The following is a 15,103-nucleotide window of genomic DNA, read 5'->3' as shown; positions in this document are numbered from 1 at the left end:
TTCAGGCTCCGAGCAGCTTACGAACGCGCTCGAGGTCCTCAGCGGTATCGACTCCGGCAGGCGGTGGCTCGACCGCATCGGCGACGTGTATGCGTTTGCCGTGCCAGAGCGCACGCAGCTGCTCGAGGCATTCGGTGTTCTCCAACCAGCACGGGCCCCAGGCAACGAAATCAGCGAGGAATCCCGCTCGGTAGGCATAAATACCGATATGCCGGCGGTAAGGAACGTCAGAGGGCAAGGCGTCACGACCAAGGGCAAACTCATCGCGCGCCCAAGGTAGCGGCGCTCGGCTGAACGTCAACGCCAAGCCATTGATATCGCTCAGCACCTTCACCACGTTCGGATTGAACAACGCGAGGGGGTCCTCGATCGGTTCGGCGAGCGTGGCAATCGCAGCCTCGGGGTGAGCTGCAAGGTTGCACGCGACCTGATCGATCACCGCCGGGGGGATCAACGGCTCGTCGCCCTGCACGTTGACCACTATCGCGTCTGCCGCCAAGCCCAGCTTGGCTGCCACTTCGGCGAGCCGATCGGTCCCGGAATTGTGCTCAACACCGGTCAGTACCACCTGCGCTCCAAAGCCCTCGCAGGCTTCAAGGATGCGAGCGTCATCAGTGGCCACCACGACCCGCTGCGCTCCGCTACGGCAGGCCTGTTCCCAGACGTGGCGGATCATCGGCTTTCCGGCGATGTCCTGCAGAGGCTTGCCTGGAAGACGGCTGGAGGCGTAACGCGCTGGGATCACGACGGTATAGGCGTTAGTCATTTGTCCAGGCGCTCATCCACTTCAAGGGTACGAGCTTCGCTCTCGAGCATGACCGGAATGCCGTCTCGCACTGGGAAGGCCATACCGTCTGCCTTGCAGATCAGTTCGGACTTGTCATCGGTCAGCTTCAGCGGGCCCTTGCACAGCGGGCAGGCGAGAATATCGAGCAGTTTGGTATCCATGCGCAGTCCTTGGATGCAGCCGACCGCACACGGCAGATCGAGCGGCTTAGGGGGAGTCGGGCAGCAATCGGTCCAGCTGGGCATCGAACCAGGTCACGAATGCGGCCGATGGCTCGGCCTGCACCTGCAGATAACACCAGCCCGGCAGCGCGAATGCCCGGCATTTGACCGCATCCTTTTCGGTCATCACCAACGGTAGCTCGGGGCTAAAACTCAGTTGCTCCGGGCTATAACGGGCGTGATCGGCGAAGGCATGCGGAATCGGCCGCCAGTGTAGCGCCTCGAGCGTGGTGAAGAAACGCTGCGGATTGCCGATCCCGGCAACCGCATGAACCTGCTGACCCGGTGGAAAATGATCCAGCGGCCAGCGGTCCCCAGTTGCCAGCTCTATCAATCTGGACGGCTGCAGCGCAAAGGCAAAACCGGACGGGCTATCGGCCAGAGCCCCGTTGAATAACACCGCATCGACCGATTCGAGCCGCTCCGGCGGTTCACGCAGCGGACCAGCCGGCAGACAGCGACGATTACCCAGGCCGCGGACCGCGTCGACAAGCACCAATTCAAGGTCCCGTGCCAGCCGGTAATGCTGCAGCCCGTCGTCGCACAAGATAAGGTCGAGCGGCTCTTGCGCGAGCAACGCGCGAACAGCGCGGGGACGGTCTGGATCGATCATCACCGGCACGCCTGTACGTTGCGCAATCAGTAACGGCTCGTCGCCGGCCTCGGCGGCCGTGTCGTCCACCCGGACCCGCCATGGATGGGAGGCAGGCGAGGCACCGTAGCCACGGCTGACCACACCGACATTCAAACCGCGGCGGCGGCAATGCTCGATGAGCCAAAGAATCAATGGCGTTTTACCGGTGCCCCCGACAGTGACATTACCCACCACCACTACCGGCACCGGCGCCCGATAGCAATCGGTCGTACCACTCAGAAACTGCTTGCGCCTTGCGGTGACCACCCGTCTGTAGAGCGCCTCGAGCGGGGCAAGTAATGCCAGAGCTGGATGGCCCTCGTACCAGGCGCGCTGCAAACGATCGGCAAGGGACATCAGGGCTCCGGCTGGGCCTCGACGGTGGTGATTCGCAGATGGGCGAAGCCAAGCTTTCCGGCTGCGTCCATCGCCGTGATGACGGCCTGATGTGGAGTTTTACCGTCAGCGCTGATAATCATCGGCAGGCTGGTATCCCCGCCCGACTCCTTCGCCAATGCAGCCATGAGCGTATTCAGATCATGTTTGAGCAGCGTTTTGCCGTTGAGGGAATAGCCGCCCTCCGCATCGATGACCACTTCGAGCTGTTTCTTTTCCGCCTCTTCAGGCGGTGTACCGCTGGCGGCCTCGGGAAGGTCCACCTTGAGCTGCGTTTCGCGCGTAAAGGTCGTCGTGACCACGAAGAACAGCAGCAGGATGAAGACCACATCGATTAGCGGTGCAAGCCCGATGTCGACGTTTTCCCGGGCTTTACGACGAAACTTCACGCCTTGTCCTCGCCCAGATCGACGTCCCGGTCACCCTGCACCACTTCCACCAGCTTGATCGCTTCCTGCTCCATCCCGACCACCAGTTCTTCGACACGACGCAACAGGAAACGATGGAAGAACAAGGCCGGGATGCCGACCATCAAGCCCGCCGCCGTGGTGATGAGTGCCTTGGAGATACCTGATGCGAGCATCGGGGCGTTGGCCATCCCGGACCCCATGAATGCGCCGAATATCTCGATCATTCCAAGCACCGTACCGAGAAGCCCGAGCAAGGGGGCAATGCCGGCGATCGTGCCCAAGGCATTGAGGTAGCGCTCGAGATCATGAACGACGCGCGCCGCCGCTTCCTCGATGCACTCCTTCATGATTTCCCGACCATGCTTGGAGTTGGCCAGGCCCGCTGCCAGGATCTCGCCCAAGGGAGAATCCGCCCGCAACTCCTTCAGCTTCTGGTTGCTGAGCTTCTTGTCCTTGATCCATTTCCATACCTGGCCGAGCAGGTGCGAAGGGGTCACCCGGCTCGGTCGCAGCGTCCAAAGACGTTCGGCGATGATTCCGGCGGCAGCGACGGAACACAGAATGATTGGCAGCATAATCCAGCCACCTGCTTTAACCAGCTCCCACACGACGTGAATCCCCCTCGAAAAAGTGGCGCCACTCTAGCATAGGGTCGCCAGGCCGCCGACGGCCCCGGTTCTCATTTTTCCCGCCAGAACCGACGTTCGGCGCGCAATCCTCGGATGGACTCGAAGCGCCCGAGACGGATCTGCAGCGCGCCCTGCTCGGCCGTGTCGTAAAGCTGCGCTCCGGAGGCCTCGACCCGCTCTACGACGTCGGGATGCGGATGCCCAAAGGCGTTGTGCATACTGCGCGACACGAGCGCGCCCTCGGCACTGGTTGCCTCGAGGAAGGCCGCGGACGACGAGCTGTGACTGCCGTGATGCGGCAACAGCAACCAACGCACGTCGAGCGGCATACCGCTTGCCAGCAGAGCCTGCTCGGCAGCGACGTCGATGTCCCCGGTAAGTAACAGGCGTTCGCCGTTGGCCTCGACCATCAGCACGCAGGACGACTGGTTTCCGTTACGGGCCTTCGACCAGCGCCAGAGCGTGAAATCGACCTGACCCCATCGCCAATGCAGCCCTGACGGACAGGCCTCGGCGCCCAGCGCCGCAGGCAATCGCTCCGGCTCGCCACTGAGCACCCGTCCGACGGGCCTTTGCCGCAGGATGGCGGACGCACCGCCCGCATGATCGCTATCGGCATGACTAAGCACCAGCAGATCGAGATCAGCGGTACCCAGCGTGCGCAGCGACGGCGATACCACGCGCTCACCAATATCGAAGTCGCCGTAGCGCGGTCCCGCGTCGTATAGCAAGGCATGCTCATGCGTGCGCACCAGTACCGCAAGGCCCTGCCCGACATCGAGGACCCAGACCTCCGCCTGCCCAATGGCCGGTTTGTCGATCGGAGGGAACAGCAGCGGAGCGAGTAGCGCCACCCCCAGCGCCCGAACAGGCAATCCAGCTGGCGCCAAGACCAGCAATGTCCCAAGCGCGACCAGCGACCAAGCCCATAGCGGGAGGGAAACGGGCAGCCAAGCCGCGTGCCAACCAGCGAGCCAACGCAGCGCGTCGAACAGGTACGCCAGCAATCCTCCAGCCAGCCAGAGCAGTGCCTCGCCGATGCCCGGCAGCCACAGCAGCGCGGTGCCCATCAAGGACAGTGGCACGATCAGCACACTGACCAATGGCACCGCAAACACGTTGGCAACCGGGCCGCTCAGGCTCACCGGCAACCCCAGCAACAGCAAGAACGGCAACAGCCCAACCGCCATCCCCCACTGCGCGCGCCCCAAGGTGCGCCATCCGCCCCAGCTACCCAACCGCCCGCGAAAGATATAGGCGAGCAGTGCCACCGCCAGGAACGATAGCCAGAAGCCCGATTGCAGCACGACCAGGGGATCGAGCAGCAGTACGCCATTGATCGCGGTGAGCAGCGGCAACCACACGCCGAGGTGGCGAAATCGCAAGCGCCAGAGCAGCACCAGCGCGACCATGATCAGTGCTCGCTGAACCGGAACGCCAAAGCCTGCCAGCCAGCCGTAAACGAGCGCTCCGATCAACGCCGCGCCACAGGCACAGGGCAGCCAGGCAAAGCGCTGCGGCCAGATGCCCCACCGCGCCAACAGCGCAACCAGACCGTACAGCAGACCCGCCAGCATCCCCACATGCTGGCCCGAGATGACCATCAGATGCACGGTTCCGGTGTCCTGGAGAACGCGCCAGTCGGCCGCCGACAGGCCGCTGCCGTCACCCACCACCAGCGCGGCGATCGCCCCCGCACGGCCCTGGGCATCGACCGCCATCAGGCGTTGGCGTAAGCGATCGCGCCACCCCTCACCGCCGCCCGCCGACGCCATGCGTTCGCCTGCCTTGACCGTTCCGCTGGCACCGATTCGACGCGCCAGGAGCCAGGCTTCGTAGTCGAACGACTGCGGGTTGACCAGTCCCCTCGGCCTCTTCAGCGTAGCTGCAAGACGCCATCGCTCTCCCGCCCGCATGGCCGGCCCGCCGTACCACGCCAGGCGCATCCGTGACGGCAGGCCGTCATGTCGTGAGGAGATGTTGGTCAGCTCGAAGCGCACCACTGGGCCGCGAACATCCGGCAGCCCAGTCACCTGCCCTTCGAGCCAGAACGTACGGCCGTCGAGCTCCGTTGACAGACGATCGCTGACGGCCCAGTGAGCGCTCAGACAGGCCCAGCCCAGCCCGCAGAGAAAGCATCCGATCACGCGCCAGCGGGACGGCAGCAACAGCAGCCCGGCCAGGAGAATCAGGGGCAGCGCAGACGGGGGTGGAAGTTGTGGTAGAACGCGCAGCAGCATGAGTCCCGCTGCCAGCGCCAGCATTGCTGCCCGCATGAGACCTCCGAATTCCATTCCATGGGCATACCGACGTCCTGTCGGCGTACTGGCAGTGTAGAATCCAGCTCACAAACTTCTCTCAGCGCCGGGTCTCGTTTCAGGCATAATCCGGCGCGATTCAGCCCGCCAGAGAATCTTCATGCCGCGTCGTTTTTTCAAACGCTACATGCCGCACCCCGATCGCATCAAGACGCACAAGTCTCTACGATTTCTCGGCACACTTACGCATGATCCCAACTTGCTGCACCTCAATCGCCACTCGGTTTCCCGGGCGATGGCCATCGGTCTGTTCTGGGCGATGATCCCCATGCCCATGCAGATGCTGGCGGCGGCACTCTGCGCAATACCCGCTCGGGCAAACCTGCCAATCGCTGTCGGCCTGGTCTGGCTGACCAATCCGCTGACGATGCCCCCGGTCTTCTACTGCAACTACAAGATCGGCGCCTGGCTGATGGATACGCCGGCGCGACCTATGCCCATGGAACTGAGCCTTGCATGGGTTAGGCAGATGCTCGATAGCCATTGGCAGCCGCTGTTCTTAGGCTCCTTCGTCGTCGCCGTAGTGGCAGCCCTGCTCGGCTATGTAGGCACTCAGGCGTACTGGCGCTGGTGGGTCAGCCGCAGCTGGCGCAAGCGCCAGCTGAATCGGCGTTAGGCGCGCCTCACTCGTAACGCAGGGCCTCGGCGGGCTGGGTTTGCGCGGCACGCCATGCGGGATAGACGGTCGCCAGGAAGCTGAGAAGCAGGGCCGCCAAGGTCACCAGCAGCACGTCTTCAAGCCGCAGCTCGGACGGCAAGGTATTGATGAAGTAGACGTCCGAACTGAAGATGTGCTGCCCGGTCACCCGCTCCAGCCAGGCGACCAGTGCACTGACATTCAATGCGCCGAGCACACCCAGTACCGTACCGATGAGGGTGCCGGTCAAGCCGATGATGCTCCCCTGCACCATGAAAATCGTCATGATCTGCCGCGGCGTCGCGCCGAGCGTGCGCAGAATGGCGATATCGGCGCGCTTGTCGGCAACAACCATGATCAGGGTGGCGATGATATTGAATGCAGCCACGGCCACGATCAGCAGGAGCAGCACCCCGATCATGGTCTTTTCCATTTTCATCGCGCTGAACAGACTGCCCTGGGTGCGCGACCAGTCTTCGCCCCGGTAACCGTCACCGAGCTCGCCGAGCAACGCGCTGGTCACCTGCGGGGCCGCGTACAGATCGGCCAGTTTGAGCCTGACGCCCTCGACCTGCTCCGGCTGCCAGCGCAGTATCCGAGCGGCGTCACTCCGATGAATCATGGCCAGACTACCGTCCAGTTCGGCGCCGACCTTGAACACGCCAACCACGTTCAAACGCTGCATCCGTGGTGTAACGCCACCAGGCGCATCGCTGAGCTCTGGCACGATCAGGGTGAGCCTGTCGCCCAGTTTCAGGCCGAAACGCCGCGCCGTCATCAACCCGAGAATCACCCCCGACTCACCCGGTTTCAGGTCGTCGAGCCGACCAGCGATCATCTTCTCGCCCAGTATCGATACGCTGCCTTCAGCCTGTGGGTCGATACCTTTGACCTCGATCGGCTGCATGGCGCCCTTGTAGGACAGCATCCCTTCCAGCTGGGTGATCGGCGCAGCCCCGATCACCATGGGGTTCGCCCGAACACGATCGGCCAGGGACTGCCAGTCGTCCACCGGTTGTCCGACGCCTGCGATGACGGCATGCGGGACCATACCCAGCACGCGATTACTCATCTCGCGCTGGAAGCCGTTCATGACCGAGAGCACGATGATCATCGCCAGCACGCCCAGCGACAAGCCAATCATCGACGTCAGCGAAATGAACGAAATGAAATGATTGCGACGTTTGGCCCGCGTATAGCGGCTGCCAATGAAGATGCTGAGCGGCCTGAACATTACCCAGCCACCAACCGGCCATCTTCCAGGCGCAGGATATGGTCCATTTGCCCGGCCAATTGCGGATCATGCGTGACGACCAGAAAGGCGGTGCGCAAGGAGCTGCTCAGCTCGAGCATCAGGTCCTGAATCCCCTGCGCCGTATGGTGGTCAAGGTTACCGGTCGGCTCGTCCAACAAGACCAGTGCCGGGCTGTTGGCCAAGGCGCGGGCGATCGCCACACGCTGGCGCTCACCTCCGGACAGCTCTGAAGGTTTGTGCGCCAACCGATGGCCAAGCCCAACACGCTGCAACAGTTCGGTAGCCCGTGCGCGCGCATCGGGGATCGGCGTCTTGCCGATCAGTAATGGCATGCAAACGTTTTCCAGCGCGGTGAACTCGGGTAACAGATGGTGGAACTGGTAGACAAAGCCCAGGGCGCGGTTGCGCAACAGGCCCCGATCCTTTTCGCTGAGGGCGGACAGCTCCTCGCCGGCCAGCCAAACGCTTCCCTCACTCGGCGTGTCGAGGCCGCCCAGCAGATTCAACAAGGTGCTTTTGCCCGAACCGGAGCTGCCGACGATAGCGACCCGCTGACCTGGGAACAGCTCCAACTGCAGGCCGGAAAGCACGTTGACCGACTCGGGCCCCTGCTCATAGCGCTTGCCCAGATTGCGGCAGCTCAGTACCGCGCCATCCTTCGGAGATTTTTGATTCATGACCGGCTCACTCATATCGTAACGCCTCAGCGGGCTGGGTACGGGCCGCACGCCAGGCCGGGTACAGGGTGGCGAAAAAGCTCAGGACGAGCGCTGCGGCGCAGACCTGGATCACGTCAGCGGCCATCAGACGAGACGGCAGATAATCGATGAAGTACACATCGGCATTGAGAAACTTGTGCCCGATAAGATGCTCGAGCGCCGCAATCCAACTGCTCACGTTGAGCGCCGCGGAAATCCCGAGCAAGGCGCCGACCAACGTACCGACGACGCCGATCACCGTACCCTGCACCATGAAGATCGCCATGATCTGCCGCGGGGTCGCGCCCAGCGTTCGCAGAATGGCGATGTCACCGCGCTTATCGGTGACCACCATGACCAGTGTGGAAATGATATTGAAAGCAGCCACCGCGACGATCAGCAGCAGCAACAGGCCGATCATGGCCTTTTCCATGCGTATCGCCTGATAGAGGTTCCCGTGGGTGCGCGTCCAGTCACGCGAATAGAAGTCGTCACCCAACTGACCCGCCAGTTGCCAGGAGGTCCGCGGCGCCTGGAACAGATCCTCGAAGCGCAGCCGCAGCCCTTGCACCTGGTCAGGCTTCCAGCGGTGCAGGCGTGCCAGATCGGAGATATTAGCCATCGCCACGTAGCCGTCGATTTCGCCGGCGCCCACATGGAAGATGCCGCGCACGGTAAAGCGCTTCATGCGAGGAAAGACGCCTGCTGGTGTGACCGTTACTTCTGGCGCGACGAAGGTGATCTTGTCGCCGACGCCGACGCCAAGCTTGTCCGCAGCCTTGTCGCCGATGACGATGCCGAACTCGCCGGCAGCCAACTCATCCAGACCGCCCTCGCGAAAGAACTGCCCGATGATGGACACGCTCGGCTCGACCTGCGGGTCCACCGCATTGATCAGTGTCTTGGTGACCTTGCCGCGGTGCGTCAGCAGGCCCTGCATCTGGATGAACGGCGCCACCGCGGACACCTGCGGATGCTGCTTCAACCGATCGCCAAGGGTCTGCCAATCGTCGATCGGCGTCGGACGCTCGATGGTGGCATGCGGGACCATGCCGAGCACGCGCGTACGCATCTCATGATCGAAACCATTCATCACCGACAGTACGACGATCATCACCAGCACGCCGAGCGCCAGCCCGATCATCGAGGTGAAGGAGATGAAAGAAACGAAGAGACTGCGACGTCTGGCGCGTGTGTAGCGCGCCCCGATATACACGGACAGCGGTCTGAACATAAATCGATGGGTTCGCTTTCGCTGGCGGGAAATAACAAGCTGAATGACGATACCAAACGGCCTGATACACTCAAGCCATCACTGCAGCTCAGGGATCGACATGCCCACTGAAGACACCGAAGATCGCCGCGAATACTATCGTATCGAGGACATGATCGCACTGGAAATCCTGCCGCTGGAACACTCGGAAACAGTCCCCGATGGCGGCGCGCAGCAGCTGTTCGGTCTACTCGGCGAGCTGCACCAGCTCGATTTCGAGGCACAGCATCTGTTACGCCAGATTGCCGAGCGCAACCGCACACTGGCGAGCTACCTCAAGGTTCAAAACAAGCGCATCGATCTGATTGGCCAGGTGCTCGCACGGGATTTGCTCGAGGACCTCGGCCCGCTGCGCGAGGTGGTGCTGTCCGAAGGCGGCATCAGCTTTGTCAATGATTGCCCACTCGACGAGGGCTCGATCTGGACGCTCAAGATCGCCCTCATGCCGCAATGCCTGGGGCTGCTCTTGAAGGCGCGGATCTCCAGCTGTCAGGCCCAGGACGACGGACGCTTCGCCATCGGGACGTCCTTCGAAGCGTTGACTGATGCACAACGGCAGCTGCTCGCGCGGCATATCCTGCAGAAACAGGCGACAGAACGGCGCCTGGCCCGTGAAAGCCTGCAGGAACCCTGAACATGTACCGATTACTGATGCCACTCCTGGCCATCGCTTTTTGCTTCCCGGCCGTTGCCGAGACGATCCGCATCCCAGTGGGTCAGCAAGGCCAATCCCAACTGACGCTACCCGGGCGCGGTGACTCGAAAGGCACCGTCCTCGAGCAATTCGGCCTGGCCGATGAGGAACATCCCGCCGTCGGCAGCCCTCCCATTACACGTTGGGATTACCGTTATTTTTCGGTGTATTTCGAAAACGACCGGGTCATAGACAGCGTCCTGCATCATCAACGGCCCCCATCCTTACAGCGAGATATCGAACCGTGACCTTGATCTATGGCCACCGCGGCGCGAAAGGCGAAGCCCCGGAAAACACCCTCGCCAGCTTCCAGCAATGCCTGGCCCACGGCGTACGTCGCTGCGAGCTGGACCTGCACCTGTCCAAGGACGGCGAGCTGATGGTCATCCATGATCCCACCTTGAAGCGCACCACCGGGCGACGCGGCAAGGTCGTGGAGCACGATGCCGAAGAGCTGGTTCATTACGATGCGCGCCAAGGCGGCCCGGGCTGGAAACAACCCTGCCCGATTCCGCGACTCTCGGAGCTGTTCGAAAAGTGCGATTTCGAACACTGGCAACTGGAGGTCAAGAGCGCATCCAGAGTTCGCGCGGCACGCTCGGTGCTGGCCATCAGGGAGTTGGCGCAACGTTACGGCCTGCTCGAGCGGATCACCGTCACCTCGGGATCTCGCGAGGTGCTGAGGGCGTTGAAGCGCCTGACACCGGAGCTGTCATGCGGGCTGGTAGCCGAATATGCCTGGCTCGATCCGTTGAAGGTGGCCAAGCAATATGGCTGTGATCTGTTGGCACTGAAGTGGACATTGTGCACGCCCGAGCGGATTGCCAAGGCGCGTCAGCAGGGGCTGCATGTCTCGGTATGGACCGTGAACGAGCCGGCCTTGATGCGCCGACTCGCCGATTTCGGTGTCGACAGCCTGATCACGGACTTCCCCGGTCTGGCTGTCGCCACCCTGCGCAACGCACGGACTAATCAGTAGCGGCCACTGCCAGGCCGCCGGTTTCGTCTGCCCTCAGAAGCTTTCCCGGTTTGGCCAGCGCCACGTCCGGGTATCCTCTCCGACCGGCTCAGGCCACCGGTCGGAGCCGCTCAAAAAAGCCGATTTAGCCCGTCGAAGGCCGCGACACGATAGGCCTCGGCCATGGTCGGGTAGTTGAAGGTGGTGTTGACGAAGTACTTCAGGGTATTGGCCTCGCCCGGCTGATTCATGATCGCCTGGCCGATATGCACGATCTCCGAAGCCTGATAGCCGAAGCAGTGAACACCGAGCACCGCCAGCGTCTCGCGATGGAAGAGGATCTTCAGCATCCCTACCGGCTCGGCGGAAATCTGCGCACGGGCCATCCCCTTGAAGAATGCCTTGCCCACTTCGTACGGGACTTTCGCCTCGGTGAGCTCACGCTCGTTCTTGCCGATCGAACTGATCTCGGGAATGGTGTAGATGCCGGTCGGGACGTCGTCGACAAAGCGCCAGCTGTTGTTGTCGACGATGCTGCCTGCCGCCGAACGCCCCTGGTCGTAGGCCGCGCTGGCCAACGATGGCCAACCGATCACGTCGCCTGCGGCATATATGTTGCCGACATCTGTGCGGTAGTGCTCGTCGACCTTGATCTGCCCACGGCTATTGACCTTCAGGCCGATGTTTTCCAACGCAAGCTTGTCGGTATTGCCGGTTCGCCCGTTGCACCAGAGGAAGGCGTCCGCCTTGATTTTCTTGCCGGACTTGAGATGGAGAATGACGCCGTTGTCGACGCCCTCGACGCGCTCGTACTCTTCCTTATGGCGAATCAGCACGTTGTTGTTGCGCAAGTGATAACTGAGCGCATCGGAGATTTCGTCATCGAGGAAGCTGAGCAGCTGGTCGCGGTTATCGATCAGATCGACCAACACGCCCAGGCCGCTGAAGATCGACGCGTACTCGGAACCGATCACGCCGGCGCCGTAAATGATCAGCCGACGCGGCGTATGGCTCAGCGTGAGGATGGTATCGCTGTCGTAGATGCGTGGGTGCGTGAAGTCGACGTCGGCGGGACGATAGGGACGCGAGCCGGTGGCGATGATGAACTGGTTGGCCACCAGCGTTTCGACCATGCCATTGGCGCTGACGACTTCCACGGTCTGCTCGTCGGCAAAACTCGCGGTGCCGAAAAACAGGTCGATGCGGTTGCGTGCGTAGTAGCCCGTCCGGGAACTGACTTGCTTGGCGATCACGCTTTCGGCGCTTTTCAGTACGTCGGGAAACGAGAACCAACGCGGCTCGCCGATCTGGCGGAACAACGGGTTGGTGTTGTACTGCATGATCTGCCGTACCGAATGGCGCAGCGCCTTGGACGGAATGGTTCCCAAGTGGGTGGAGTTGCCGCCGACGTGTGGCCTGCTATCGACCACGGCGACCTTGCGTCCGGCCTTGACCGCATTCATCGCCGCGCCTTCGCCGGCTGGGCCCGAGCCCAAAACCACTACATCGTAATTGTAGACAGCCATATTCACCCCTGAACATGCGGCAGGCCACCCTGCCGCCGTTAACGAATTACGCTGGCCAGGAACACACATCAGGCGTACCCGGACGGTCCCGGCCGCTAGTGCCGAGCAGCGTCGGCACCTTTTACCTGCAAGCCCGGTACCGATGCGCTATCGCCACCGGCCCGGTCAGTGCCAGCTATGTCAGCGTCTGGTCGCGTCGTAGGCGAGATCTGCTTTTTGGTTCTGGCTTTCCTGCGCATTTACTTCTTCACACTTCTCGCGGCTACCACCGCAGATCGAGCATTCCTTCTCGATACCCAGGTTGGCGATGCCGCCGCATGAACCGGCGATGGGCTTGCGACCCATGATCACGCCGACCGACATACCCAACACGACCAGTACCATCACTAGAAAAACGATCAACCAGGTCATTGCTCCGCTCCCGCCCCGAACAGCTCATCAAACGCTTCGGTGCTCTTGCTAATGAATTCCTGCCCTTCGCGAACCACGAAGAACGCCGCGATCTTGTGCTTTGCCGCGTAGGCCAGCCCGCGCTCGGGGCCCAGCACCATGAGCACGGTAGACAGCCCATCTGCCCGTAGTGTCGAAGGATCGACAACCGTCACGGCGGCAAGATGATGCTCGATCGGAGCCCCGGTGTTCGGATCCAGCGTATGCGAGTAGCGTTTACCGTTACGCTCGAAGTAATTCCGATAATCACCAGAGGTGGAAACGCCCAGCCCGTCGAGTTCGATGACCCGCTGGGCGACTCGCTCATCATCCCGCGGCGCCTCGATCGCGATACGCCACGGCGCCCCATCGGGTTTACGCCCCTGGGCCTTCAGCTCACCGGTGATTTCCACTAGATAACTGCTGACGCCAGACGCCTCAAGCTTCGCGGTCACTTGATCGACGGCATAGCCGGCAGCGATGCTGTTGAAATCGACCTGCACAGGCCGGTCCTTGCAGACCTGCTCGCCCTCGATCCGCACATGATGCTGACCCACATCCTGCCGAGCCGTTGCGATCTCGTCGGCCGAAGGCACGCGTTCGCCCTGCCCGCGAGGTCCGAAGCCCCACAGGTTGAGCAGCGGCTCGATGGTCAGATCCAGAGCGCCGTCGCTTTCATCGGACAGGGTCCGGCCCGCCTCGAGCAGGGTTCGCACGCCGTCAGGCATGGTCATGCAACCGGCCGGCAGCTCGTTGAAGATTTCGATGTCCGAGTCGGCACGGTAGGTCGAGGCCTGCTTGTCGATCTCGGCGAGTATCGCCTCGGTCTGCTGCTGCAGTTGGGCTTTGTCCGGCGTGTCAGCGCTCGCCACGTACTTCACCGTATAGGTGCTGCCCATGGTCGGTCCGCTGAAGCTTTCCACCTTGTCCTGAAACAGACAACCCGCCAGCGTCGCCGCGAGGGCGACGACGATGACGGGCCGAAATGACGCTTGAACCATGCTAGCCGCCGAAGTCGTCGAGCAGGATATTCTCCGGTTCAACGCCCAGATCGGTCAGCATCTTGATGACCGACGCGTTCATCATCGGCGGTCCGCACATATAGAACTCGCAGTCTTCAGGCGCCGGATGGTCCTTCAGGTAGTTCTCGTAAAGCACGTTGTGAATGAACCCGGTCGGCCCTTCCCAGTTGTCCTCCGGTTGCGGATCGGACAGTGCCAGATGCCACTCAAAATTCTCATTCTCAGCTTGCAGCTGGTCGTATTCGTCGACGTAGAACGCCTCGCGCATGGAGCGCGCACCGTACCAGAAGCTCATCTTGCGCTTGGATTTCAGGCGCTTGAGCTGATCGAAAATGTGCGAACGCATCGGCGCCATACCGGCACCACCACCGATGAAGACCATCTCGGCGTCGGTATCCTTGGCGAAGAACTCGCCGAAGGGACCATAGACGGTGACCTTGTCGCCCGGCTTCAGGCTGAAGACCCAGGACGACATCTTGCCTGGTGGCAGATCGTCCTTGCCTGGCGGCGGCGACGCGATGCGGATGTTGAACTTGACCAGACCGACCTCTTCCGGGTAGTTCGCCATGGAATAGGCTCGAATCACGGTCTCATTGACCTTGGAAACGTACTTCCACTGGTTGAACTTGTCCCAGTCGCCGCGATATTCCTCTTGGATATCGAAGTCCTTGTAACGAACCTCATGCGGCGGGCACTCCAGCTGGACGTAACCGCCGGCGCGGAAGTCGACGTTCTCGCCTTCCGGCAGCTTCAGGGTCAGCTCCTTGATGAAGGTCGCCACGTTCGGGTTGGAGAGTACCGTGCACTCCCACTTCTTCACGCCGAACACCTCTTCAGGCACCTCGATCTTCATATCCGCCTTGACCGGAGTCTGGCAGGACAGACGCCAGCCCTCGCCAGCCTCGCGGCGGGTGAAGTGCGACTCTTCGGTGGGCAACATCTCGCCGCCACCGCTTTCGACGATGCATTTGCACTGGGCGCAGGTACCGCCACCGCCGCAGGCAGACGAAAGGAAAATATTGTTCGCGGCCAAGGTCTGCAGCAACTTGCCGCCAGCCGGAACGGTGATGGTGCGTTCGCCATTGATCTCGATACTCACGTCGCCGCTGGACACCAGCTTGGCGCGCGCCGCGAGAATGATCACCACCAGCGCGAGCACGATGGCGGTGAACATGCCGATGGCAAGGAAAATTTCGTAACTCATCAGTTCATCCCG

At 62.0% G+C, this 15,103-nt stretch carries 17 protein-coding genes; 4 read left to right on the top strand and 13 right to left on the bottom strand.

Translation table 11 applies throughout. From position 1 onward, the window contains the following. Position 1: 1 nt before the first annotated feature. The 6 genes from kdsB to KVO92_RS17685 all read right to left on the bottom strand — a co-directional run bounded on the left by kdsB (position 2) and on the right by KVO92_RS17685 (position 5,353). Entirely contained in the window at positions 2-766 is a 765-nt protein-coding gene (gene kdsB / locus KVO92_RS17710; RefSeq protein ID WP_217476842.1) for a 3-deoxy-manno-octulosonate cytidylyltransferase, read from the bottom strand. Further along, positions 763-948: a Trm112 family protein gene (locus KVO92_RS17705; RefSeq protein WP_025241005.1), complete on the bottom strand. Its 186-nt coding sequence runs from the start codon at positions 946-948 to the stop codon at positions 763-765. Before KVO92_RS17705 ends, kdsB begins: the two co-directional genes overlap by 4 nt. A 46-nt stretch (positions 949-994) precedes the next feature. After that, positions 995-1,999 carry a tetraacyldisaccharide 4'-kinase gene (gene lpxK / locus KVO92_RS17700; protein ID WP_217476841.1) on the bottom strand — a complete coding sequence of 335 codons (1,005 nt, stop codon included), beginning with the start codon at positions 1,997-1,999 and terminating at the stop codon, positions 995-997. After that, on the bottom strand, positions 1,999-2,427 hold the full coding sequence (locus KVO92_RS17695) for an ExbD/TolR family protein (protein ID WP_217476840.1): 429 nt from the start codon (positions 2,425-2,427) through the stop codon (positions 1,999-2,001). The genes lpxK and KVO92_RS17695 overlap by 1 nt, the downstream gene beginning before the upstream one ends. Then, complete coding sequence (locus KVO92_RS17690) at positions 2,424-3,056, bottom strand: MotA/TolQ/ExbB proton channel family protein (protein WP_021206499.1); 633 nt, start codon at positions 3,054-3,056, stop codon at positions 2,424-2,426. Before KVO92_RS17690 ends, KVO92_RS17695 begins: the two co-directional genes overlap by 4 nt. Before the next feature lie 71 nt (positions 3,057-3,127). Then, complete coding sequence (locus KVO92_RS17685; RefSeq protein ID WP_217476839.1) at positions 3,128-5,353, bottom strand: DNA internalization-related competence protein ComEC/Rec2; 2,226 nt, start codon at positions 5,351-5,353, stop codon at positions 3,128-3,130. Between the two features lie 142 nt (positions 5,354-5,495). Between KVO92_RS17685 and KVO92_RS17680 the strand changes: the two genes are divergently transcribed. Beyond that, positions 5,496-6,011, top strand: a complete 516-nt coding sequence (locus KVO92_RS17680) for a DUF2062 domain-containing protein (RefSeq protein ID WP_217476838.1) — start codon at positions 5,496-5,498, stop codon at positions 6,009-6,011. Positions 6,012-6,018: 7 nt separating this feature from the next. Here the strand turns inward: KVO92_RS17680 and KVO92_RS17675 are convergent, their stop codons facing one another. From KVO92_RS17675 to KVO92_RS17665, 3 genes are read right to left on the bottom strand one after another with little or no spacing between them, the layout of a single operon-like run. Then, positions 6,019-7,266 (bottom strand): lipoprotein-releasing ABC transporter permease subunit, encoded by a 1,248-nt coding sequence (locus KVO92_RS17675; RefSeq protein WP_217476837.1) that lies wholly within the window; start codon positions 7,264-7,266, stop codon positions 6,019-6,021. Continuing rightward, entirely contained in the window at positions 7,266-7,979 is a 714-nt protein-coding gene (gene lolD / locus KVO92_RS17670) for a lipoprotein-releasing ABC transporter ATP-binding protein LolD (protein ID WP_423836239.1), read from the bottom strand. The genes KVO92_RS17675 and lolD overlap by 1 nt, the downstream gene beginning before the upstream one ends. Continuing rightward, positions 7,972-9,219, bottom strand: coding sequence for a lipoprotein-releasing ABC transporter permease subunit (locus KVO92_RS17665; RefSeq protein ID WP_217476835.1), 1,248 nt, complete (start codon positions 9,217-9,219; stop codon positions 7,972-7,974). Before KVO92_RS17665 ends, lolD begins: the two co-directional genes overlap by 8 nt. Before the next feature lie 100 nt (positions 9,220-9,319). Between KVO92_RS17665 and KVO92_RS17660 the strand changes: the two genes are divergently transcribed. From KVO92_RS17660 to KVO92_RS17650, 3 genes are read left to right on the top strand one after another with little or no spacing between them, the layout of a single operon-like run. Next, positions 9,320-9,892 (top strand): PilZ domain-containing protein, encoded by a 573-nt coding sequence (locus KVO92_RS17660; RefSeq protein ID WP_217476834.1) that lies wholly within the window; start codon positions 9,320-9,322, stop codon positions 9,890-9,892. A 2-nt stretch (positions 9,893-9,894) separates the two neighbouring features. Next, positions 9,895-10,200: a phosphodiesterase gene (locus KVO92_RS17655; protein WP_217476833.1), complete on the top strand. Its 306-nt coding sequence runs from the start codon at positions 9,895-9,897 to the stop codon at positions 10,198-10,200. Continuing rightward, positions 10,197-10,931, top strand: coding sequence for a glycerophosphodiester phosphodiesterase (locus KVO92_RS17650; protein ID WP_217476832.1), 735 nt, complete (start codon positions 10,197-10,199; stop codon positions 10,929-10,931). Before KVO92_RS17655 ends, KVO92_RS17650 begins: the two co-directional genes overlap by 4 nt. Before the next feature lie 110 nt (positions 10,932-11,041). Here KVO92_RS17650 and sthA read toward each other — a convergent pair whose 3' ends face one another. The 4 genes from sthA to nqrF form a co-directional block, all read right to left on the bottom strand. Beyond that, positions 11,042-12,436, bottom strand: a complete 1,395-nt coding sequence (gene sthA / locus KVO92_RS17645) for a Si-specific NAD(P)(+) transhydrogenase (RefSeq protein ID WP_217476831.1) — start codon at positions 12,434-12,436, stop codon at positions 11,042-11,044. A 180-nt stretch (positions 12,437-12,616) separates the two neighbouring features. Continuing rightward, positions 12,617-12,847 carry a (Na+)-NQR maturation NqrM gene (gene nqrM / locus KVO92_RS17640; RefSeq protein WP_217476830.1) on the bottom strand — a complete coding sequence of 77 codons (231 nt, stop codon included), beginning with the start codon at positions 12,845-12,847 and terminating at the stop codon, positions 12,617-12,619. Next, a complete protein-coding gene (locus KVO92_RS17635) occupies positions 12,844-13,866 on the bottom strand; it encodes an FAD:protein FMN transferase (protein WP_217476829.1) in 1,023 nt (340 codons plus the stop codon). Before KVO92_RS17635 ends, nqrM begins: the two co-directional genes overlap by 4 nt. A 1-nt stretch (position 13,867) precedes the next feature. Continuing rightward, the gene (gene nqrF, locus KVO92_RS17630; protein ID WP_217477294.1) at positions 13,868-15,094 is read right to left on the bottom strand and encodes an NADH:ubiquinone reductase (Na(+)-transporting) subunit F; all 1,227 of its coding nucleotides are present in this window, start codon (positions 15,092-15,094) and stop codon (positions 13,868-13,870) included. Between the last annotated feature and the right edge of the window lie 9 nt (positions 15,095-15,103).

Source organism: Stutzerimonas stutzeri (assembly GCF_019090095.1).
GTDB classification, from domain to species: Bacteria; Pseudomonadota; Gammaproteobacteria; order Pseudomonadales; family Pseudomonadaceae; genus Stutzerimonas; species Stutzerimonas stutzeri_AN.
The sequence above is the reverse complement of the archived record's forward strand: the minus strand, read 5'-3'. Positions and strand labels throughout refer to the sequence as shown.